Origin of the sequence: Plantactinospora veratri, assembly GCF_036421995.1 — a bacterium.
Taxonomy (GTDB): domain Bacteria; phylum Actinomycetota; class Actinomycetes; order Mycobacteriales; family Micromonosporaceae; genus Plantactinospora; species Plantactinospora veratri.
Genome location: NZ_JAZGQL010000001.1, coordinates 418,392 through 437,989, shown reverse-complemented (window position 1 = coordinate 437,989; position 19,598 = coordinate 418,392). Strand labels below are relative to the sequence as shown.

15 protein-coding genes are annotated in these 19,598 nt (G+C 74.2%); 7 read left to right on the top strand and 8 right to left on the bottom strand.

Features of this window, described 5'->3' with window-relative positions:
• Positions 1–199: 199 nt before the first annotated feature.
• The 3 genes from V1634_RS01960 (at position 200) to V1634_RS01950 (ending at position 3,681) form a co-directional block, all read left to right on the top strand.
• On the top strand, positions 200–1,891 hold the full coding sequence (locus V1634_RS01960; RefSeq protein WP_331205969.1) for a DEAD/DEAH box helicase: 1,692 nt from the start codon (positions 200–202) through the stop codon (positions 1,889–1,891).
• Positions 1,892–3,037 carry a class I SAM-dependent methyltransferase gene (locus V1634_RS01955; protein ID WP_331205968.1) on the top strand — a complete coding sequence of 382 codons (1,146 nt, stop codon included), beginning with the start codon at positions 1,892–1,894 and terminating at the stop codon, positions 3,035–3,037.
• Positions 3,038–3,258: 221 nt separating this feature from the next.
• Positions 3,259–3,681: a helix-turn-helix domain-containing protein gene (locus tag V1634_RS01950; protein WP_331206114.1), complete on the top strand. Its 423-nt coding sequence runs from the start codon at positions 3,259–3,261 to the stop codon at positions 3,679–3,681.
• 44 nt (positions 3,682–3,725) lie between these two features.
• On the opposite strand, the gene V1634_RS01945 is transcribed toward V1634_RS01950, so the two are convergent.
• Complete coding sequence (locus tag V1634_RS01945; protein WP_331205967.1) at positions 3,726–4,784, bottom strand: hypothetical protein; 1,059 nt, start codon at positions 4,782–4,784, stop codon at positions 3,726–3,728.
• Positions 4,785–4,923: 139 nt separating this feature from the next.
• On the opposite strand from V1634_RS01945, the gene V1634_RS01940 reads away from it, so the two are divergent.
• Positions 4,924–5,886, top strand: a complete 963-nt coding sequence (locus V1634_RS01940) for a C40 family peptidase (protein ID WP_331205966.1) — start codon at positions 4,924–4,926, stop codon at positions 5,884–5,886.
• 41 nt (positions 5,887–5,927) lie between these two features.
• Here V1634_RS01940 and V1634_RS01935 read toward each other — a convergent pair whose 3' ends face one another.
• Positions 5,928–8,120 (bottom strand): RecQ family ATP-dependent DNA helicase, encoded by a 2,193-nt coding sequence (locus V1634_RS01935; RefSeq protein ID WP_331205965.1) that lies wholly within the window; start codon positions 8,118–8,120, stop codon positions 5,928–5,930.
• Positions 8,121–8,249: 129 nt separating this feature from the next.
• Between V1634_RS01935 and V1634_RS01930 the strand changes: the two genes are divergently transcribed.
• Positions 8,250–10,952 (top strand): type 1 periplasmic-binding domain-containing protein, encoded by a 2,703-nt coding sequence (locus tag V1634_RS01930; protein ID WP_331205964.1) that lies wholly within the window; start codon positions 8,250–8,252, stop codon positions 10,950–10,952.
• A gap of 9 nt (positions 10,953–10,961) precedes the next feature.
• Here V1634_RS01930 and V1634_RS01925 read toward each other — a convergent pair whose 3' ends face one another.
• Positions 10,962–12,848, bottom strand: a complete 1,887-nt coding sequence (locus V1634_RS01925) for an AfsR/SARP family transcriptional regulator (RefSeq protein ID WP_331205963.1) — start codon at positions 12,846–12,848, stop codon at positions 10,962–10,964.
• Between the two features lie 163 nt (positions 12,849–13,011).
• Here V1634_RS01925 and V1634_RS01920 point away from each other — a divergent pair, with 163 nt between their 5' ends.
• A complete protein-coding gene (locus V1634_RS01920; protein WP_331205962.1) occupies positions 13,012–13,812 on the top strand; it encodes a hypothetical protein in 801 nt (266 codons plus the stop codon).
• Positions 13,813–13,934: 122 nt separating this feature from the next.
• On the opposite strand, the gene V1634_RS01915 is transcribed toward V1634_RS01920, so the two are convergent.
• Positions 13,935–14,681 (bottom strand): SDR family NAD(P)-dependent oxidoreductase, encoded by a 747-nt coding sequence (locus V1634_RS01915; RefSeq protein ID WP_331205961.1) that lies wholly within the window; start codon positions 14,679–14,681, stop codon positions 13,935–13,937.
• Positions 14,682–15,000: 319 nt separating this feature from the next.
• On the opposite strand from V1634_RS01915, the gene V1634_RS01910 reads away from it, so the two are divergent.
• Positions 15,001–15,960 (top strand): hypothetical protein, encoded by a 960-nt coding sequence (locus tag V1634_RS01910; RefSeq protein ID WP_331205960.1) that lies wholly within the window; start codon positions 15,001–15,003, stop codon positions 15,958–15,960.
• A gap of 56 nt (positions 15,961–16,016) precedes the next feature.
• On the opposite strand, the gene V1634_RS01905 is transcribed toward V1634_RS01910, so the two are convergent.
• Genes V1634_RS01905 through V1634_RS01890 form a run of 4 tightly spaced genes read right to left on the bottom strand, consistent with a single transcriptional unit; the run spans position 16,017 to position 19,598 of the window.
• A complete protein-coding gene (locus V1634_RS01905; RefSeq protein WP_331205959.1) occupies positions 16,017–17,168 on the bottom strand; it encodes a branched-chain amino acid ABC transporter permease in 1,152 nt (383 codons plus the stop codon).
• 23 nt (positions 17,169–17,191) lie between these two features.
• A complete protein-coding gene (locus V1634_RS01900; protein ID WP_331205958.1) occupies positions 17,192–18,082 on the bottom strand; it encodes a branched-chain amino acid ABC transporter permease in 891 nt (296 codons plus the stop codon).
• Complete coding sequence (locus tag V1634_RS01895; RefSeq protein WP_331205957.1) at positions 18,079–18,858, bottom strand: ABC transporter ATP-binding protein; 780 nt, start codon at positions 18,856–18,858, stop codon at positions 18,079–18,081. Before V1634_RS01895 ends, V1634_RS01900 begins: the two co-directional genes overlap by 4 nt.
• Positions 18,855–19,598 (bottom strand): ABC transporter ATP-binding protein, encoded by a 744-nt coding sequence (locus V1634_RS01890; protein ID WP_331205956.1) that lies wholly within the window; start codon positions 19,596–19,598, stop codon positions 18,855–18,857. Before V1634_RS01890 ends, V1634_RS01895 begins: the two co-directional genes overlap by 4 nt.

Genomic DNA, 19,598 nt, shown 5'->3' with positions numbered 1-19,598 from the left:
CAGGTAGCATGGATCAGTTGCCGAAGGAGGCAGAGGTCCGGAGGGTCTCCACCATCACCGGAAAATCTGTCCTGCGGCGCGCGCGTGCGGCCCGGTCTTCTACTCGGCGTTCAGCCGTCGACCGTGTGGCCCGCGCCATACCAGAATCGCGCCCTACGGACGAACGGGGCGCACCACGAGAGGGCACCCCCACAACCACATGAGCGATCACATCGAAAACATCATGGCCGGCCAGGCACTGGCCGCCGACGCACCGGTCCGACCCGAGGCACCCACCTTCGCCGAGCTCGGCGCCCGGCGGGAGACCGTCGAGGCGCTCGAAGCGGTCGGCATCACCCGGGCCTTCGCCATCCAGGAATACGCCCTGCCGATCGCGCTGCGCGGCACCGACCTGATCGGCCAGGCGCCGACCGGCACCGGCAAGACCCTCGGCTTCGGCGTACCGCTGCTGGAGCGGGTCTTCGCGCCCGGCGAGGGCAGCGACGGGCTGCCGCAGGCGCTGGTCGTCGTACCCACCCGGGAGTTGGGACTCCAGGTGGCGAAGGACCTCGCCGCGGCGGGCAAGACCCGGGGCGTACGAGTGCTGCCGATCTACGGCGGCGTGGCGTACGAGCCGCAGGTCGAGGCGCTGCGCAAGGGCGTCGAGATCCTGGTCGGTACGCCGGGCCGACTGCTCGACCTGGCCAAGCAGAAGCAGATCCGGCTGGACCGGGTGCACGCGCTCGTCCTGGACGAGGCGGACCGGATGCTCGACCTGGGCTTCCTGGACGACGTCGAGAAGATCCTGGCGATGCTGCCGGAGGACCGGCAGACGATGCTCTTCTCGGCCACCATGCCGGACCCGATCGTCGCGCTCTCCCGCCGGTTCCTCCGGCGCCCGGTGACCATCCACGCCGGGCACACCGCCGAGACCGGGCCGTCGCCGCAGACCGAGCAACTGGTCTACCGCACCCACTCGATGAACAAGGTCGAGATCGTCGCCCGGATCATGCAGGCGCGGGGACGCGGCCTGACGATGATCTTCACCCGTACCAAGCGGGCCGCCGACCGGGTCGCCGAAGATCTCGACTTCCGGGGCTTCGCGGTCGCGGCCGTGCACGGTGACCTGGGACAGGGCGCCCGGGAGCGGGCGCTGCGGGCGTTCCGGGCCGGCAAGATCGACATCCTGGTCGCCACCGACGTGGCGGCCCGGGGGCTGGACGTCACCGGCGTCACCCACGTGATCAACTACGACTGTCCGGAGGACCAGGACACCTACACGCACCGGATCGGCCGTACCGGTCGGGCCGGCGCCACCGGTGTCGCGGTGACCTTCGTCGACTGGGACGACATGCCCCGCTGGCGGATCATCGACAAGACCCTCGGGCTGGAGATGCCGGAGCCGCCGGAGACGTACCACACCTCAGCCCACCTCTACACCGACCTGGACATCCCGACCGACGTCGCCGGCACCCTGCCGTCCGCCGAGCGGACCCGGGCCGGGCTGTCGGCCGAGGTCGAGGAGGATCTCGGCGGCCGGTCCCGGAGCACCGGGGGCCGGCGCGGGCCGGGGCGCGGCGAGGGTGCCGGCCGGTCCCGCGACCGACGTGGCGGCGGCAGCCGCAGCGCCGGCACCGCCGACCCGACCGTGCCGGAGACCGGGGTCGGCGGCGAGGACGAGCCGCGCCGCCGGCAGCGGCGTCGGCGCCGGGCGGGCGAGGTCGTCGCCGGCCAGCCGGGCTCGCCCGAGGCCGTCGAGGCCGGCGCGCCCCAGGCCGAGACGACCGAGGCCGGCACCGGTGGCGGCGCGTCGACCGCGGTCGACGCCGACGGGTCCGCCAAGCCGCGCCGTCGGCGCCGCCGCAGCCGCCGGGGTTCCGGCGCCGGTGGCGACGCCCCCGCCGGCGAGTAGATGCCGCAACAGCTCGACGCGGCGCTCGCGCAGGTGCGGGCGCTGCTACTCGACCCCGGGTTGACCCGTGCCGTCGCCGCCGGGCGGCGGCGCGGGCAGCTCCCCACCGTGGTACGCGCCGAACTGCGCCCGGTCGCCCTCAAGTCGGGTGCCCGGCTCCAGATCGTCACCGACGACGGCGCCCGGCCGTTCACCCGGAACGTCTCCCCCGGCCCGGAGGCGGACGCGGCGGTGGACGCGCTGCTGGCCGAACCCTTCGGCAACTGGCACGTCGAGACCGAGACCGCCACCCTGCAACTGCGGGTGACCAAGCGGGGCGAGGCACAACTGCACCGGGTCGCCGCGCAGCGGCCCGGCTCAGCGCCCGGCTCGCACGACCGGGTCCGGGAGCATCTGATCGACCCCGGTGACCCGCTCTTCGCCGAGATCGGCGGCAGCGCGGCCAAACGGCGGCAGGTCGACGCGTTCCTGCGCGCCCTCGGCGCCACCCTGCCGGACGAGCTGACCGGTCCGCTCCGGGTGGTCGACCTCGGCTGCGGCAACGCGTACCTGAGCTTCGCGGCGTACCGGTACCTCGCCGAGCGGGGCATCGAGGTGGAACTGGTCGGCGTGGACGTACGCGAGGACCAGCGGCGCCGCAACACCGCGCTCGCCGAGCGGCTCGGCTACGCCGACCGGGTACGTTTCGTCGCCGGCACCATCGCGGAGGCGGCCGTCGAACCCGCCCCCGACCTGGTGCTGGCGCTGCACGCCTGCGACACCGCGACCGACGAGGCGCTGGCCCGGGCGGTGCGCTGGGGCGCCCGCTGGATCCTCGCCGCCCCGTGCTGCCACCACGACCTCGCCGCGCAACTGCGGGCGCACCCGGCCCCGGGGCCGTACGACGCGCTGGTCCGGCAGGGCATCCTGCGGGAGCGTTTCGCCGACGTACTCACCGACGCGCTGCGGGCGGCGCTGCTCCGGCTGCACGGCTACCGGGTCGAGGTGGTGGAGTTCGTCGACTCCCAGCACACCCCGCGCAACCTGCTGCTCCGGGCCCGGCACACCGGCGCCGAGCCGACCGACCGGCAGCGCGACGACTACCGGGCGCTGATCGGCGACTGGCAGCTCACGCCACGGTTGCAGACCCTGCTCGATTCGCCCTGATCCGCACCCCCGCGCCCGGTCGACGGCCCATGGCCGGACCGCCGACCGGCGGTTCATCGGCCGTACCGGCGGAACTCTCCGGACGATCGGGTAACCGGGGGCGATGCCGGCCGACCGATGGTACGGGCGGGGTGGGTGCGATCAGTCGGGTTGCCGGACGGGCTTGCGGATTACTCTCGAAGGACCACCCGAGGTCCGGGCGAAAGGGTTTTCCGCTGAGCATCGGTGCCGCACAGGACTCGCCGCAGGCGGCCTTCGCCCGCTTCGTCCGGCGGGCCATCGACGACGCCAAGAGCGAGCGCGGCTGGACCGTCAGCGACGTCGCCGCGCACACCGGCGTGGGCCGCTCGACCCTGTTCCGCTGGCTCGCCGGGGACTGGCAGGACTATCCGGAGCTGGCGAAGGTACGCGGATTCTGCACCGCCCTGGACGTACCCGTCGGGGTGGCCTTCCGGGCACTCGGCCTGCCCGACGGCGAGCAGCCCGGCACGCCCCGGCGGGACCGGATCGAGTCGCCGGTGGAGGCCGACCTTCGGGTGATCATGAGCCGGCTCGCCGACCCCGGCGTACCGCCGGAGGAGAAGAAGCTGATCCGGGACATGCTGCGCTATCTCGCCCACCGGCAGGTCCGCCGCGCCGGCTGACCTGGCCGGCTGACCGGGCCGGCCGGCCTCGCCCCGGTTCGGCCTCAGGGCACCGTCAGGGTGAACTCGGCGGTGTGCACCACGCCGGCCACCTGGAAGTCGAGGTACATCCGGTACCGCCCGGAACTCGGCGCGGCGAGCCAGAACTTCACCGCCCCGCCCGCCAGCTCGGTCTCCGGGTGCACGTGCACGTAGCCCAGGTCACCCTCGCGCAGCGCCACCAGGTGCCCGTACGCGCCGAGGTAGGGCTCCAGGGTGGTGACCGGGTTGCCGCCGGTGAAGACCCGGAACAGCAGCGGCTGGCTGGCCCCGACCTGCGGGGTGCCCTCGTAGGTGACGGTGAACCGGTCGACCGTCGCCTCCCGGACCGGCGACGGCAGCGGTCGGGGGGCATAGTCGCCCGCCACCACCAGGTCCACCCCGAGGGTCAGCGGCAGCTGCCCGCCGCTGGGGTCGAGCGCGGTGAAGTCGGCGTACGCCCGCCAGATGCCGGCGGACGGCAGGGTCAGCGGCACGCTCCAGGTGCCGTCCGAGGCCATCGTCGGATGCAGGTGCTGATAGCCGCTGAGATCCCGACGGGCAACGATCATGTGCAGCGGCTTCTCGTGCACCACCGCGTACCCGGTCACCGGCTGGCGGTCCGGGCCGCGCACCTGGAAGCGGAAGTCCTGGACCCGGCCGGCGGTCAGGGTGGTGCTGGTCGGTGCCAGGGTGTAGCCGGCGGTGCTGACGCTCAGGCCGCCCGGCTCGGCACCGCCGCCCGGTCCGGCGGGCGCCCCGGCGGGATGCTCGTGCGGCCCCGTCCCCGGCGCATGCGTGTGGTCCGCGGCACTGGTCGCGGGCTGGGCGCCACCGCCGGCCGCCGGGGTGTCGCCGCTGTTCACCCGGCCGAGTCCGAAGCCGGCCAGCAGGGCCAGCACCAGCCCGCCCACGGTGAGCGCGAGCCGCACGGTGCCCCGGTCCGGCACGGCCGACTCGACGGGTTCGACGGGGTCGGCGGCGGGTCGGCGGTGCTGGGAAGGGTCGGGCGCCGTCCGCCGGGCAGCGCCGGACGCCGCCCCGCTCCGATCGGTCTCCGGCGCCGCCGGCTGCTCACCCGTCACGACCGGCAGGCTACCGTCCCGCCCCGGCGTCGTGGCAGGGCCGGTCACCGACAAGCTCCGGAGAGCGACGCCCGTCACGGTACGAAACCCAGCGGCTTCGATGCGTGGCCTACGGTCGACATCGATCGTTAGATAGATCGTGTCGACCACCGCATTGCCACGTCGCGCCGCGGCCCTCGCCGCCGGGATGACCGTGGCGTTGTCGCTCGCCCCCGTACCGGGGCGGGCCGAACCGGTCACCGATCCCGCCGAGCGGATCGCCAGCGCGGCGGAGCAGTTGGAGATCGTCGTCGAGCAGTACAACGACCTGCGCGAGGCGCTGCGGGAGACCCGGGCGAACAGCGCCGCCATCCACGCCGAGATGGGGCCGCTGGAGCGCGCGATCGAGACGCACCGGACCGAGGCGAGCATGATCGCCGCGCGGGCGTACCGCACCGGCGACGCCCACGCGCTCGGGATGCTCGGCACCCTGCTCGGCGCCACCACCCGGGAGAACCTGGTGGACCCGCTGCTCCTGCTCGACCGGCTGAGCCGGGAGCAGCACCGGGTGATCGCCGCGCTGACGGAGGCGCACGACCGGCTGGCCGAGGCCCGGCGCGGCGTCGAGGCGCTCGCCGCGCGGCAACGGGGCCAGGAGCGGCAGCTCGCCGCCCGGAAGCTGGCGATCGAGACCGAGTTGGCCCGGCTCGCCCGGCTGCCCGACCCGGACGAGCCGCCCGCCGGGGCCGTACCCCGGCTGCCCGAGCCGGTCACCGGGGCCGCCGGCAAGGCGGTGCGGTTCGCGTACGCCCAGCTCGGCAAGCCGTACCGGTGGGCCGGGGACGGCCCCGACGGGTACGACTGCTCCGGGCTCACCTCGGCCGCCTGGGCGGCTGCCGGGGTGAGGCTGCCGCACAATGCGGCTCGGCAGTACCGTGCGGTGACCCGGATCAGCCGCGCCGCCCGGCAAGCCGGTGACCTGGTCTTCTACTATCGCGATCTGCACCACGTCGCGATCTACGTCGGCGGCGGGAAGATCATCCACGCGCCGCGTACCGGCACCCGGATCCGGATCGACCGGGTCGACTACCAGCCGATCGCCGGGTACGGCCGACCCGGCTAGCGCCCCCTCCGGCCAGCGCCCCTCCCCGGCGACGGGACCGGTCAGCCGGCGACGGCGAGCGCGAACGGGAGCACGCCCGGGGCGCCGGCCCGGCGCAGCAGCCGGGCGACGACCGTCATGGTCCAGCCCGAATCGACGAGGTCGTCGACCAGCAGGACCGGACCGGCCAGCCCGGCCAACCCCGCGACCAGCGGTTCCGGCAACTCGAAGGCGTCGTGCAGCGCGCGTACCCGCTGGGCGCTGTTGCCGCGCGGCCCGGCGCCGGCCGCCGTGCCCTCCCGGGGCGGCACCTCGCCGAGCAGCGGCAGCCGGCCGACCCGGGCGATCCGGTCAGCCAGCCCGTGCACCAGCCGGGGCCGTCGCCGCGAACCGACGGCGACCACGGCGACCGGCCGGGCCGGCCACGGATCGTCCCCGTGCGCCCACGCCTTCAACACCTCGACCACCGCCGACGCCACGTCCTCCGGCACCTCGCCGTCCGGCGCCTCCGGCCCGGTCAGCGCGCGCAGCCGACCACCCCAGCCGAGGTCGGAGAGCCGCCCGACGGCCCGCCCCGGGTACGCCTGCTCGGCCGGCCCGATCTTGCCGCGCAGCGGTACCCCGACCGCCTCCAGCCCGGTCGGCCAGAGCTTCTTCGCCGGAATCTCCACGCCGGGGCGGCCGAGGAACGCCTGCGCGGCGGCGAGCGCCGGTGCCGACACCTCGGCGGCGAACCGGGCCCCGGTGCACCGGTCGCAGCGGTCGCAGGCGGTCGCCGCCGGGTCGTCCAGGCAGCGACGGAGGAACTCCATCCGGCAGCCGCCGGTCGCGGTGTATTCCCGCATGGCCTGCTGCTCGGCGGTACGCGCCTGCGCCACCCGGTGCAGCCGGGCCGCGTCGTAGTGCCACGGCTCGCCGGTGGCCAGCCAGCCGCCCCGGACCCGGCGTACCGCGCCGTCCACGTCGAGCACCTTGAGCATCAGCTCCAGCCGGGTGCGGCGCAGGTCGACGATCGGCTCCAGCGCCGGTGTGGAGAGCGGACGCTCCGGATGCAGGGCACCGAGGACGGCCCGGACCTGCTCCTCCGGCGGAAAGGCCAGCGAGGCGAAGTAGCGCCAGATCGCCTGGTCCTCGGCACCGGGCAGCAGCAGCACCTCGGCCGCCCCGACGGCCCGACCGGCCCGACCCACCTGCTGGTAGTAGGCGATCGGCGACGGCGGCGCCCCGAGATGCACCACGAACCCGAGGTCCGGCTTGTCGAACCCCATGCCGAGCGCCGAGGTGGCGACCAGCGCCTTGATCTTGTTGTCCAGCAGGTCCTGCTCGGCGGCGCGCCGGTCGGCGTCGTCCGCCTGACCGGTGTACGACGCGACCGCGTAGCCCCGGCCGCGCAGGAACTCGGCGGTCTCGCCGGCCGCCGCCACGGTCAGGGTGTAGATGATCCCCGAACCGGGCAACCGGTCGAGCTGGTCGGCCAGCCAACCGAGCCGGTGCGCCGGGCTCGGCAGCTCCAGCACGCCCAGCCGCAGCGACTCGCGGTCCAGCGGCCCGCGCAACACCAGTGCGTCGCCGAGCTGCTCGGCCACGTCGTCGGTGACCCGGCTGTTCGCGGTGGCGGTGGTGGCCAGCACGGGCGTACCGGCCGGCAACCCGGCCAGGAAGGTACGCAGCCGCCGGTAGTCGGGACGGAAGTCGTGCCCCCAGTCGGAGACGCAGTGCGCCTCGTCCACCACCAGCAGCCCGGTGGTGGCGGCGAGCCGGGGCAGTACGCCGTCCCGGAAGTCGGGGTTGTTCAGCCGCTCCGGGCTGATCAGCAGTACGTCGACCGTGCCGGCCCCGATCTCGGCGACGATCTCGTCCCACTCGTCGAGGTTGGCCGAGTTGATGGTGCGGGCCCGGATCCCGGCCCGGGCCGCCGCCTCCACCTGGTTGCGCATCAGCGCCAGCAGCGGCGAGACGATCACGGTCGGCCCGGCAGACCCGGCCCCCGCCCCGGCGGACTGCCGCAGCAGCGCCGTCGCGACGAAGTAGACGGCCGACTTGCCCCAACCGGTCCGCTGCACGCAGAGCACCCGGCGCCGCTGCACCACCAGCGCCTCGATGGCCCGCCACTGGTCCTCCCGGAGCCGGGCGTGCTCACCGGCCAACCGGCGCAGTACGGCCTCGGCCCGCTCGCGTACCGCGCCGGCCGGCCCGCGCTCCTCCGGCTCCGCGCCGGCCCGCTCGTCCTCGTCCGGTGTCCGGTTCCCGTCCATCCGGCCTTTCTACCAGGGAGCCACGACGACCCGGCGCACCGTTACCGGGGTGAGGCCCGTCCGGCCTTGTCGGCGCCCGGGACACTGTGGTGATCTGTGCAACACGCATAGCAACGCCAGGAGGTGCGCATGCGTTCGGTCGCGAGCCAGGGACAGCCGACCTCGGGACGGGAACGGCTGCCGTCCGGGGGTTCGGAGTTCCTCGCCCTGCTGGCCCGGCTGGTGCGCCGGCCGCGCCGGGGAGACCGGCGGCTGCCGCTGGTCTGGCTGGTCCGCTCGGCGGCCTCGCCGGACCTGATCGCCCTGCTGCGCCGGGTACTCGGCCGGGGTCAGCGGCGGCGGATCCCGCACGCTGTCCTCGACCTGGCCGAGCTGACCGCCACCGACATCGCCGGCGAACTGCGCGAGGTGCACCGGCAGCTCTCCCTGGAGGCGTTCGGCGGCGAGCGGCTGCGGTTCCGGCACTACCCGCTGGCTGACTGGCTGCTGCACCAGCCCGCACCGGAGTCGGCGGAGGCGGGCGAGGACCGCCGGCCGGCCCTGGCCCGACAGCTCCGGGACCGGCGCGGCGCCCGGCCGGGCGGCGACCCGGCGGGTGCCGGCGACGGCGACCTCTTCTCCACCGCGTACCAGCTCGCGTTCTGGCTGGTCCGCCGGGCGATCCCGAGCGCCGTGTTCCGGGTTGCGGTCTCGGGTCGGGTGCCGCTGCTCGGGCCGCACTACCGGTGGTTCATGCGGCAGCAGTACCTGGCGCCCCGGCAGTCGGTGACCTTCCTCGGCTTCGCCGAACGGCTCACCGCCGGCTGGCGGGACGGGGAACAGCCGGACCAGGTGAACAAGCTGCTCGTGCACGCGTTCCTGGAGGACCTGCGGCAGGCGTACCGGCGCCGGCTCTGGCGGCCGTCGAGCTGGCGGCGGACGGCGTACCCGGTGCTGCTGCTGAACAACGTGGGCACCGGCGATCCGGGGCACACCCTGGTCCGGCTGGTCAACGACGTCCGCAACGAGACCGGCCGCAACGACCCGCTGCTGGTGGTCGCGGCCGGCGCCGAGCCACCGCCGGAGCTGCCCGAGCCGTACGCCCTGGTCGACGCCGAGGAGGCGTACGACGAATGGGTGGACGTGCTGCCGGAGACCCGCCGGCTGCGCCGGCCGGCCGCCTGGCTGATCGCCCTGCTGCTCGGCGACCCGAGCGCGGGCTCGGAGCCGAGGGGCGGACTGCTCAACTTCACCCCGCCGGGCCCGCCGTGGTGGAGTCGCCGGTTCCTGCCCGGCGCGCTCGCGCTGCTGCTGGTCGCCGCCGCCGGGCTCTGGGCGAGTTCGCGCTGGAACCTGGACTGCCATCCCCGGCCGTTCGACGGCGCGGTCTCGGTGGAGCTGGTCGGCGGCGAGTGCGTCGGCTACAGCGACACGGCCGGGCACGTCTTCAACCGCGACCCGGGGCAGGACCGGCTCCGGGCGGTGCAGCGCCGGATCTTCGCCCAGAACGCCGCCGCCGAACAGGTCTGGCAGCGCAGCGCGCAACGCCGCCCGCTGGTCACCCTGGTCTACCTCGGCACGCTGACCGGGAACCGGACCCGGGCCGACGAGGAGTCGTACGTCTCCGAGCGGGAGGAACTGGAGGGGATGGCGACCGCCCAGTACGCGCTGCTGCGCGAGTCGGCCGGCGCCGACGGTGCCGCGCTGCTCCGGGTGGTGGTCGCGAACGCCGGACAGCAGATGCGGCACGCCGGCCGGGCGGTGGCGATGCTCGAAGGACTCGTCCGGGAGGACCCGACCGTGCTCGGCGTGGTCGGGCTGGTGGAGAGCCGGACCAGCACCGCGGCGGCGCTGCGGGAACTCAACCGGATCGGCCTGCCGGCGCTGGCGCCGACGCTCTCCGCCGACGGCATGCACGAGAACTCCAGGCTCTATCTCCAGATCTCCGCACCCAACCGGGACCAGGTCGCGCTGATCGAGGAGTACGCCCGCCAGGTGCTCCGGGTCGACGGAGCGCACGTCTACTACACCACCGGGGAGAACAGCTCGCTGACCGAGGACCTCTACGTCGGCACCCTGGTCGCCGACCTGCGCCAGCGGTTCGGCGACCGGCTGACCCGGGTCGAGGAGTGGCGTACCGGCCAGCGGATGACCCAGGAGTGCGGCTACTCCGGCGTGCTGGTCTTCGCCGGCCGGTGGTCCGAGTTCGACGGCTTCCTCCGGGCGCTCAAGGAGTGCGGCCCGAACCCGCCCCGGCACCTGGTCGGCGACGACTCGGTGAACCGGTACATGGCGAATCCGGCGCTACGGGCCAGCGCACCCGGCAACCTCCCGGTCACGTACGTCTCGAAAGCGGCCCTGGCCACCTGCGCCTCGCTGCGTACGGCCCGGGACCAGCGTGACGACGTACGCGGCAGCTTCCTCTCCTGGATCCAGGCCGACGACCTGCTCGCCCCACCCCGCTGCCGGGACGGCGGCCCGAGCGCCCAGGTCGGGGAACGGGTCAGTCTCGCCTACGACGCCGCGACCATGGTGGTCCGGGCGGTGGAGAGCCTGGCCGCCCGGCTGCGGCACGGCAGTCCGCGCCAGACCTGGGATCCCCGGGCCGTCAACCCGGCCGGCGTGCACACCGAGGTGCTGCGGCAGAACGCCGAGAACGGCTACCCGGGGGTCAGCGGCCTGATCCGGTTCGCGGCCGACTCGGGCGAGCCGGTGGCGAAGCGGCTCTCCCTGGTCCGGGTCGACCGGGTGACCGACGTCGACACCGAACCGGTCGAGGTCTTCCACTGCGGTACGGCCGACGACCCCGCCGAGCACCGTTGCCGACCGGCCCGCCCCGGCCCGGCGGCCTGACCGGAGGAGTCAGGCGTCCCGCTCGGCGGTGGCGGGCTGGCCGAGCGGGGGCAGGAAGACGAGCACCTCGCGGAGCGAGTCGGCCACGTCCATCGGCAGCAGGCAGCGTGCGACCAACTCCTCCATCGAGGCGTACGGCCCGCGTACCAGGCGGTCCACCAGGATGTGCCGGCTCTGCTCCGGGGACGGTCCGGGCAGCCCGAGTACGACGTGTTCACCGACGGCGTTGATGTCGATCAGACCACCGTCGTCGAAGTTGCGCGGCAGGTCCGGCCGACCGATCCGCAGCTCGGTACGGGCCGTCGGGTAGTGGTAGAGCAGGTACCGGGCATGCTCCCGGCGTACCCGCTGGTCGGTGGCGCCGCGCGGGACCGCCGGGACGCGCTGGCGCCGCCCGCCGCCGAGTACGCCCTGCACGCCACGGTTGAGCAGGATCACGTGCAGGATGCCGCCGAGCCAGTTCACCAGGAAGAGGCCGAGGATCGCGAACATCTGGCCGGTGCTCGCCGGAGCCGCCGGGTCCGGATCGCCGCTCTCCATCCCGAGGACGAATCCGACCACCATCGCGAGGTACCCGACGCCGGCCGCCACCAGCCACCTGCTGCGCCGCCGCCAGGCGTAGACGAAGACGACCAGCCAGGTGAGGAGCCCGAAGGTGAGCAGGATGCCGACGGCGCCGAGTACGGTGCCGACGGTGCTGGGCCAGCGCCGCCCACCCTGCTCGCCGGCTCCCGGCGGTGGGGCGATCGGCAGCAGCGGCGGTGGCAGCAACACCGGCGGGGGCACCGCAACGGGAACCGGCGGCGTACCCGGAGCCGGTGCCGCCGGTGCCGCGGACTGGACCGGCGCGAGCCGATCAGCCGGCGTGCCGGGTCCGGCCGCCTCGGCGGGTCCGGCCGGCGTGCCGGGTCCGGGTCCGGCCGGGGCGGGTGTCGCCGGCTCGGGCGACCGGGGCGGCGTCCCGGCCGCCGGGGACCAGCCGTCCGGGAGAGTCTGCGGAGCCGGAGCCGGAACCGGAACCGGAACCGGGTCGGCGGCGGGGGCCGGTGACGGGTCGGCGGTGCGCCGCTCGGTCGCGGTCGGGGTGGCCTGCGGTGGCGCGGGACGCGCGGCCGGGTCGGGGACGGCCAGCGTCGGGTCGGAGCGCAGGATCCGGCGGTGCAACTCCTGGAGCTGCTCACCGGGCTCCAGCCCGTGCTCGTCGCGGAGCAGGGTACGCACCTCGCGGAACGTGTTGAGCGCCTCCGCCTGCCGTCCCTCCCGGTAGAGCGCCAGCATCAGCAGGCCGCGCAGCCGCTCCCGTACCGGGAACTCGGCGACCAGTCGGGCCAGCTCGCCGACCAGCTCGTGATGGTGGCCCAGTCGCAACTCGAGTTCGGCCCAGACCTCCAGGGCGCCGGTACGCATCTCCACCAGCCGGTGCCGGGCGGAGTCGAAGAACGGCCCGGTCAGGCCGGGAAGCGGCTCGCCCCGCCAGAGGTCGAGCGCGGCGCGCAGCCCGGCCGCCGCCTCCTGCCGCCGGCCGGCGTCCCGGGCCGCCGTCGCCTGCCGGGTCGCCCGCTCGAACCGCAGGGCGTCGACGTCGTCCCGGTCGACCCGCAGCAGATAGCCGGCGTCGGTCAGGCTCAACACCTGTCCCGGGGTGCGCGGCGACCGGTCCGGCTCCAGCACCCGGCGGAGCCCGGCGACGTACTTCTGCACCACGTTGGGCCCGTTCGCCGGGGGCTCCTCGGCCCACACCGCGTCGACGATCCGACCGGTCGGGACCGGGCGCCCCGCGTGCAGCAGCAACACGGTCAACACGGCCCGTTGCTTACCCGGCCCGAGTTCGAGTTCGCGGTCGGCGTGCCAGGCGCGCAACGGTCCGAGGATCTCGAAGCGCACCGCCTCCACCATGCGCCCATCACCCCCCGGCTGCTCGCGGACCAGCGCACGGCAGTCCGACGGCAGCATAACGGCAGTGCTCGGGTGCGGCTACGCAGTGACTGGTCAGTACGACGGCAGTCCCGGGGGGCAACATTTCCGGCGTCGAACTACGGCCCCCGGTGAAGGGAAAGCAATGAACAGAGATATCCGCGCAGCACGCTGGGTCCGGCGTACCGCCGGCCCGACGGCCGCACTGCTCGGCGTGGCGGTCCTGCTGGGCGGCTGCGGCAAGCTGAAGGAGGAAGTGGCGACCGTCACGGCCAAGCAGACGCTGCTGGAGACGGTGCCGGACGGCAGCGAGGGACCGTTCCGGTTCAGCGGCAAGGACGGTACGGACGACGTCTCCGGCTCGGTGGACCCGGCGGCGAAGGGACTGGAGCTCTCCACCGCGATCAAGGATCCGGAGCACGGCTTCACCACCACCATCGCCTTCCGAGTCGTCGGCGAGGACACCTGGACGAAGATCTCCTTCACCGGCGCCGAAGGGCTGACCGGGCTGCCCAAGCTCCCCAACAAGTGGCTGAAGCTGGACCTCGCGAAGCTCACCGACACGGAGAACGTGCCGAAGTACGAGGGGACCGACCCGGGCAACGCCGGCCCGCTGCTCCAGGCGGCCACCTCCGTCACCGACGACGGCAGCGGCAAGTACTCGGGCAGCATCGACCTCACCTCCGGGGAGGCGGCGAAGGTGCTGACGGCGGAGCAGATGACTCCGCTCGGCGAGGCCGCGAAGCAGGTGCCGTTCACCGCGACGGTCGACGGTGAGCAGCGGCTGACCTCGCTCACCCTCGACGTGCCGGCGGCCGGCAGCGCCAAGGCGTTCCAGTATGTCGTGAACTACCGGGACTTCGGCAGCGCGCCGAAGGTCGCCGCACCGGCGGGCGGGCAGGCGCAGAACGCGCCAGCGCTGGCGTACGAGCTGCTCAACGGCTGACCGTAGCGGGGCCTGCGGGCCGGGTGGTGGCCACGGGGGACACCACCCGGCCCGTACGCGTCCGCCGGGCCGGGACGCGTCCGCCGGGCCGGGACAGAGAGGTCGGCTGCTCCCCGGCCGGGTCAGCGGCCGAAGACCGATCCGCCGTTCACTCCGAGCACCTGACCGGTCACGTAGCCGGCGGCCGGGCTGGCGAGGTATCTGACCGCCGCCGCGATGTCGGCCGGCTCGCCGGCCCGTCCCACCAGGGTCGCGTCGACCCGCCGCTGGTGCCCCTCCGGCGTCATCCGGTCACCGAAGAACTCGGTGTCGACGACGTAGCCGGGGCTCACCACGTTGACAGTGATCTGTTCCGGCCCGAGTTCCTGGGCGAGGTCGTACGCCCAGCCGTGCAGCGCCGCCTTCGCCGCCGAGTACGCCCCGCCGCCGCCCCGCTGCGCGGCGATCGAGCTGAGCAGCACCACCCGGCCACCGGGCCGGCGCAGTGCCGGCCGGAGCGCCTCGGTCAGCAGTACGGCGGTGAGCACGTTGCTGTCGAGGTTTGCCCGCCACCGCGCGGCCACAGCCTCCAGTGTGGACGAATCGCCGCCGAGGTAACCGCCCGCGTTGTTCACCACCACGTCGACGACGCGTCCGCCGACCGCCTCGGTGACCAGGGCCAGTTGCGCCGGGTCGGTCAGGTCCGCCGGCACCGCCTCGACCGAGCCCGGCCGACCGAGCCGCGCCCCGATCCGGGCGGCGGTCTGCACCAGCGGTTCGGCCCGGCGGCCGACCACGATGACGTCGTACCCGTCCTCGGCCATGCCCTCGGCGATCGCCGCGCCGATTCCGGTCGCGCCGCCGCTGACCACCGCAAGTCTTTCCGGCATCCGTTTCCCCGCCTCCCGTCGTGCCCACGGCGCGGACCGGGTCAGATTTCCCAGCGGCCCGGCGCGGAACGCCACGGCCCCGGGTCGTCCGCCCGGACCGGCGAGCCACGCTACCCGCCACATCGCGCGCCATCCACGACTCGGACGGCACCACCCACCCCCGGCCCCGGTCCCGTGATCCCGTAGCGTCCGGCCGGCCACGGCGAGCCGGACGCTACGGAATCACGGAAATCGAGCCTGTGGATGGTGGTGGGGGTTGTCCACAGGTGCGGGTGGGTGGGGTGGCGAAGGGTCGGGGTCGGGGGCAGGGTCGGTGGGCATGTTCGAGGAGTTGGTGCGAGGGTTCGAGGAGTTGGTGCGGGGCCAGTGCGGGGTGCTCAGCCGGCAGCAGGCGTACGCCTGCGGGCTGACCAAGGCGCAGGTCGAGCACCGGGTGCGTACCGGTCGCTGGCGGCCGATGGCCGGACGGGTCTTCGCCACCTTCTCCGGCCCGCCACCCCGGGAGGCAGTGCTGTGGGCCGCGCTCCTGCGTGCCGGCCGAGGCGCGATGTTGAGCCACCACACCGCAGCCGAGTTGCAGGGCCTGACCGACCGGCGCCTCTGCACCGTCCACCTGATCGTTCCCGGTGAACGGCGGATTCGGCGGATCCCGGGGGTGGCGGTACACCTGCGGGCCGCGCCCGAGGCGGCTCGGCATCCGACCCGATCGCCGCCGCAGACCCGGGTCGAGGAGACCGTGCTGGACCTGACCCAGCAGGCCACCAGCCTCGACGAGGCGCTGGGCTGGCTGGCCCGGGCCATCGGCCGGCGTCTGAGCCCGCCGCACCGGATCGCCCGAGCGATGCGGCAGCGGGCGAAGCTGCGCTGGCGGCCAGAGTTGCAGGCGGCACTCGTCGACATCGCGGACGGCTGCCATTCGTTGCTGGAGCTGCGCTACCTGCGAAACGTTGAACGGGCCCACGGGCTGCCGGCCGGGATCCGCCAGGCCGCCCGGACCCGGAGTGGCGGACGGTGGTACGACGACGTCCACTACCCCGACTACCGGGTCCGGGTCGAACTGGATGGCCGGGCCGCACATCCGGCCGACCGGCGGTGGCGGGACGCGCACCGGGACAACGCGGCAGCGGCCGGCGGCGAGACCACCCTGCGGTACGGCTGGACGGACACCACCGACAACCCGTGCGGCGTGGCCGGCCAGGTCGCCGACGTCCTCCGTCGCAACGGCTGGTCCGCCCACCCCCGCCCCTGCACCCCCACCTGCCCCCTCGCCGACTCGTGATCCCGTAGCGTCCGGCTCGCCGTGGCCGGCCGGACGCTACGGGATCAACGGAAGGGTCAGCGGGGTGTGCGGGGGCGGGTGGGTAGGGCGGCGCGGAGGGGGGTCAGGAGGGGGGCCAGCCGGGTGGAGAGGCTGGCCAGGCCGCCGGGGAAGAAGTAGACGGCCAGGATGAAGACCGTGCCGAGCACGAAGAGCGGCTGCGACAGCGGGGCGCTCAGCACGCCGGGCAGCGAGTCCACCGCCGAGGAGGTGCCGAAGGCGGTCAGCCGGTGGTCGAGATACATGTAGAGCATGCCGCCGAGCACCGGGCCCCACCGGGTACCCGGTCCGCCCAGCACCACCATGACCAGCAGCGACAGCGTCAGCTCGGAGGAGGTCACGTGCGGCGAGGCGCCGCCGACCAGCAGGCAGTAGATCGCCCCGCCTGCGGTGGCGAGCCCGCCGGCCAGGGTGAAGGCGAGCAACTTGAACCGGTACGGGTCGAGTCCGAGTACCGCGATCCGCCGCTCGTCGTCGCGCAGCCCGGCGAGTACCCGACCGGTGGGCGAGCCGGCAACCCGGTGCACCACGAAGACGACCAGGGCCAGATAGGCGAGCGCCAGCCAGTACAGGTTGACGGTGTTGCCGACCCCGACCAGCATCGCCGGCAGCCCCGACACGTCCAGCGACAGTCCCTCCTCGCCGCCGGTGAGCCCGCCGAAGTCCCGGGCCACCAGGATCGCGCCGACCTGGGCGAACGCCAGCGTCACCATGGCGAACGCGATCCCGGCGGTACGCAACGCGATCGCGCCGAGCAGCCCGGCCAGTACGGTGCCGCCGACCAGGGTCAGCAGTACCGCCTGCCACAGCGGCAGCCCGGCCCGGGTGACCAGGATGTCGGTGCCGTAGACGCCGGCCGCGAAATAGAGGGCGTGCCCGAAGGAGAGCATGCCGGTCCGGCCGAAGAGCAGGTCGTAGCCGGCGGCCAGGCCACCGAAGACCAGGCAGATGGCGAGCAGTTGCAGCGTTCCCGGCCCGTTGAGCGGCCCGTCGAAGACCCCCGGTACGGAGACCGTCGAGTACGGCAGTACCGCGAAGAGCAGCAGTACCAGCAGTGGTGACCAGGTCCGCAGGGCCGACCGCCGGTCCCGGCGGGGTGCCGGCGCGGCACCGGCGGTCGGCGGTGCGGCCGGCGGGTTGTCCGCCGCCGCCGTCTTCAACCCGGTCATGCCCGTTCCCTCGCTCGGCGCGGTCACGTCGTCGCCGCCCTTCCGGCGATGCCCTGCGGGCGGAGCAGCAGCACGACCGCCAGCAGCGCGACCACGCAGATGTCTCCGGCCCCGGAGGTGCCGTAGTAGTTGACGAACTGCTGGAGCAGTCCCACGGCGACGGCGGCGTACGCGGACCCGACGACCGAACCCATCCCGCCGATCACCACCACGATGAAGGCGAAGATCAGCAGTGAGCCGCCCTGGCTCGGCGAGACCGATCCGAAGTAGACCCCGCCGAGCGCCCCGGCCAGCGCGGCAGCCGCCCCACCGATCGCGAAGACCAGGGTGAACGCCTTCCGTACGTCGATGCCGAGCGCGGTGACCATCTCCCGGTTCTCCACCCCGGCCCGGATCACCAGGCCGTAGCGGGTGTAGCGGAGGAAGCCGAGCAGTGCGGCCAGCACCAGCGCGGCGGCGAGGATCAGCAGCAGGCCGGAGTTCGGCACCTTGGCGCCGAGGACCGAGGTGACCCGCTGGGTCCAGTCCGGGCGCGGGAAGGGTCGCGGGTCCGCACCCCAGGTCGCCTGGAGCAGTGCCACCCCGGCCAGCGAGAGCCCGACCGTGACCAGCACCTGTTCGATGGTGCGGGAGTAGAGCGGGCGGATCATCACCAGTTCGACCGCGATCCCGACCACCGCACCGGCGACGACGCCGAACGCGACCGCGAGGACGAAGCCGAAGCCGGACGGGCCGGCACCGGGCAGGTTCCCCGCCGCCCACCAGGTGGCGTACGCCCCGACGGAGAGGAAGAGCCCGTGCGCGAAGTTGAGCACGTCGGCCAGGCCGAACACCAGGGAGAGCCCGGAGGCGACCAGGAAGTAGAGCGCGGCCAGGCCCAGCCCGGTCAGCGTCAGCAGCACGATCGTGCTCATCCGGCCGGCACCTCCCGGGCGGCACCCGGCTCGCCGGCCGGTGCGCCGTGCGGCTCGCCGGCCACGCCGACCCCGAGCAGGGATCTGGTCAACTCCGCCTCCCGCAGCAGTTCGGCGGCGGCGCCGGACCAGGCGACCCGGCCGGCGGCGAGCACCACCGCGTCGCTGGCCAGCCGGCGTACCACCGCGAGGTTCTGTTCGACCAGCAGTACCGGCACGGCGACCGCGACCCGCTCCAGCACCTCGGCCACCTCGGTGACCACCTTCGGCGCCAGCCCCTTGGTCGGCTCGTCGACCAGCAGCAGCCGGTTGTCGTTGAGCAGCACCCGGCCGATCGCCAGCATCTGCTGCTGACCGCCGGAGAGCGAGCCGGCCCGCTGCCGGCCGCGCCGCTTCAGCTCCGGAAAAAGCTCGAAGACCCGGTCGTACGCCGGGGTGCCGCCACGCCGCTCGGCGAGCCGCAGGTTCTCGGCGACGGTGAGGCCGGCGAAGACGCACCGGTCCTCGGGTACGTAGCCGAGGCCGTCCCGGACCAGCCGGTGGGTCGGCTCGCCGGCCAGGGACCGGTCGCCGATGCGCACCGTGCCGCGTACCTCGCCGCCGCGCGGGGTCAGCCCGAGGATCGCCCGCAGCGTGGTCGTCTTGCCGACCCCGTTGCGGCCGAGCAGCACGGTCACCCCGCTCGGTGCCACGGTGAAGGAGACGCCCTGCAAAATGTGCAGCCCGGCGATCCGTACCGACAGGTCGGCGACGGCCAGGATCGGACTCTCACTCACAACGACTCACCTAGGTACGCCTCCTGCACCACCGGGTTGGCCATCACGGTCGCCGGGACGTCACAGGCGAGCAACGCGCCGTGGTGCATCACCGCGATCCGGTCGGCGAGCCCGAGGATCACGTCCATGTGGTGTTCCACCATGAGTACGGCCCGGTCACTGTCGCCGGTCAACGACCGGATCACCGCGACCAGCTCCGGTACGTCCTCGGCGCTCACCCCAGCCATCGGCTCGTCGAGCAGCATCACCCTCGGCTCGCCGGCCAGCAGCAGCGCGATCTCCAGCTTCCGCTTCTCGCCGTGTGCGAGGGTGCCGGCCAGCGCGTCGGCCCGGTGCGCCAGACCGACCCGGTCCAGTGCCGCGTCGGCGGCGGCGACCACCTCCCGGTCGGCCGCCGCCCGCCGCCACAGCTTCATCGAGCCACCCCGGTGCGCCTGTACGGCCAGTCGGACGTTCTCCCGCACGCTCAGCGAGCCGAAGACCGAGGACGCCTGGAAGGTCCGGCCGAGCCCGAGCCGGGCCCGCCGGTACGGCGGCAGCGCGCTGATCTCCGTACCGTCCAGCAGCACCTGGCCGGCGGTGGGCCGGCGCAGGCCGGAGACCAGGTTGAACAGCGAGGTCTTGCCGGCCCCGTTGGGGCCGATCACCCCGAGGAACTCGCCGGGGGCCAGCTCCAGGTCGACGCCGTCGACGATGGCGACCTCGCCGATCCGCCAGGTCAGGTCGCGGGTGGCGAGCAC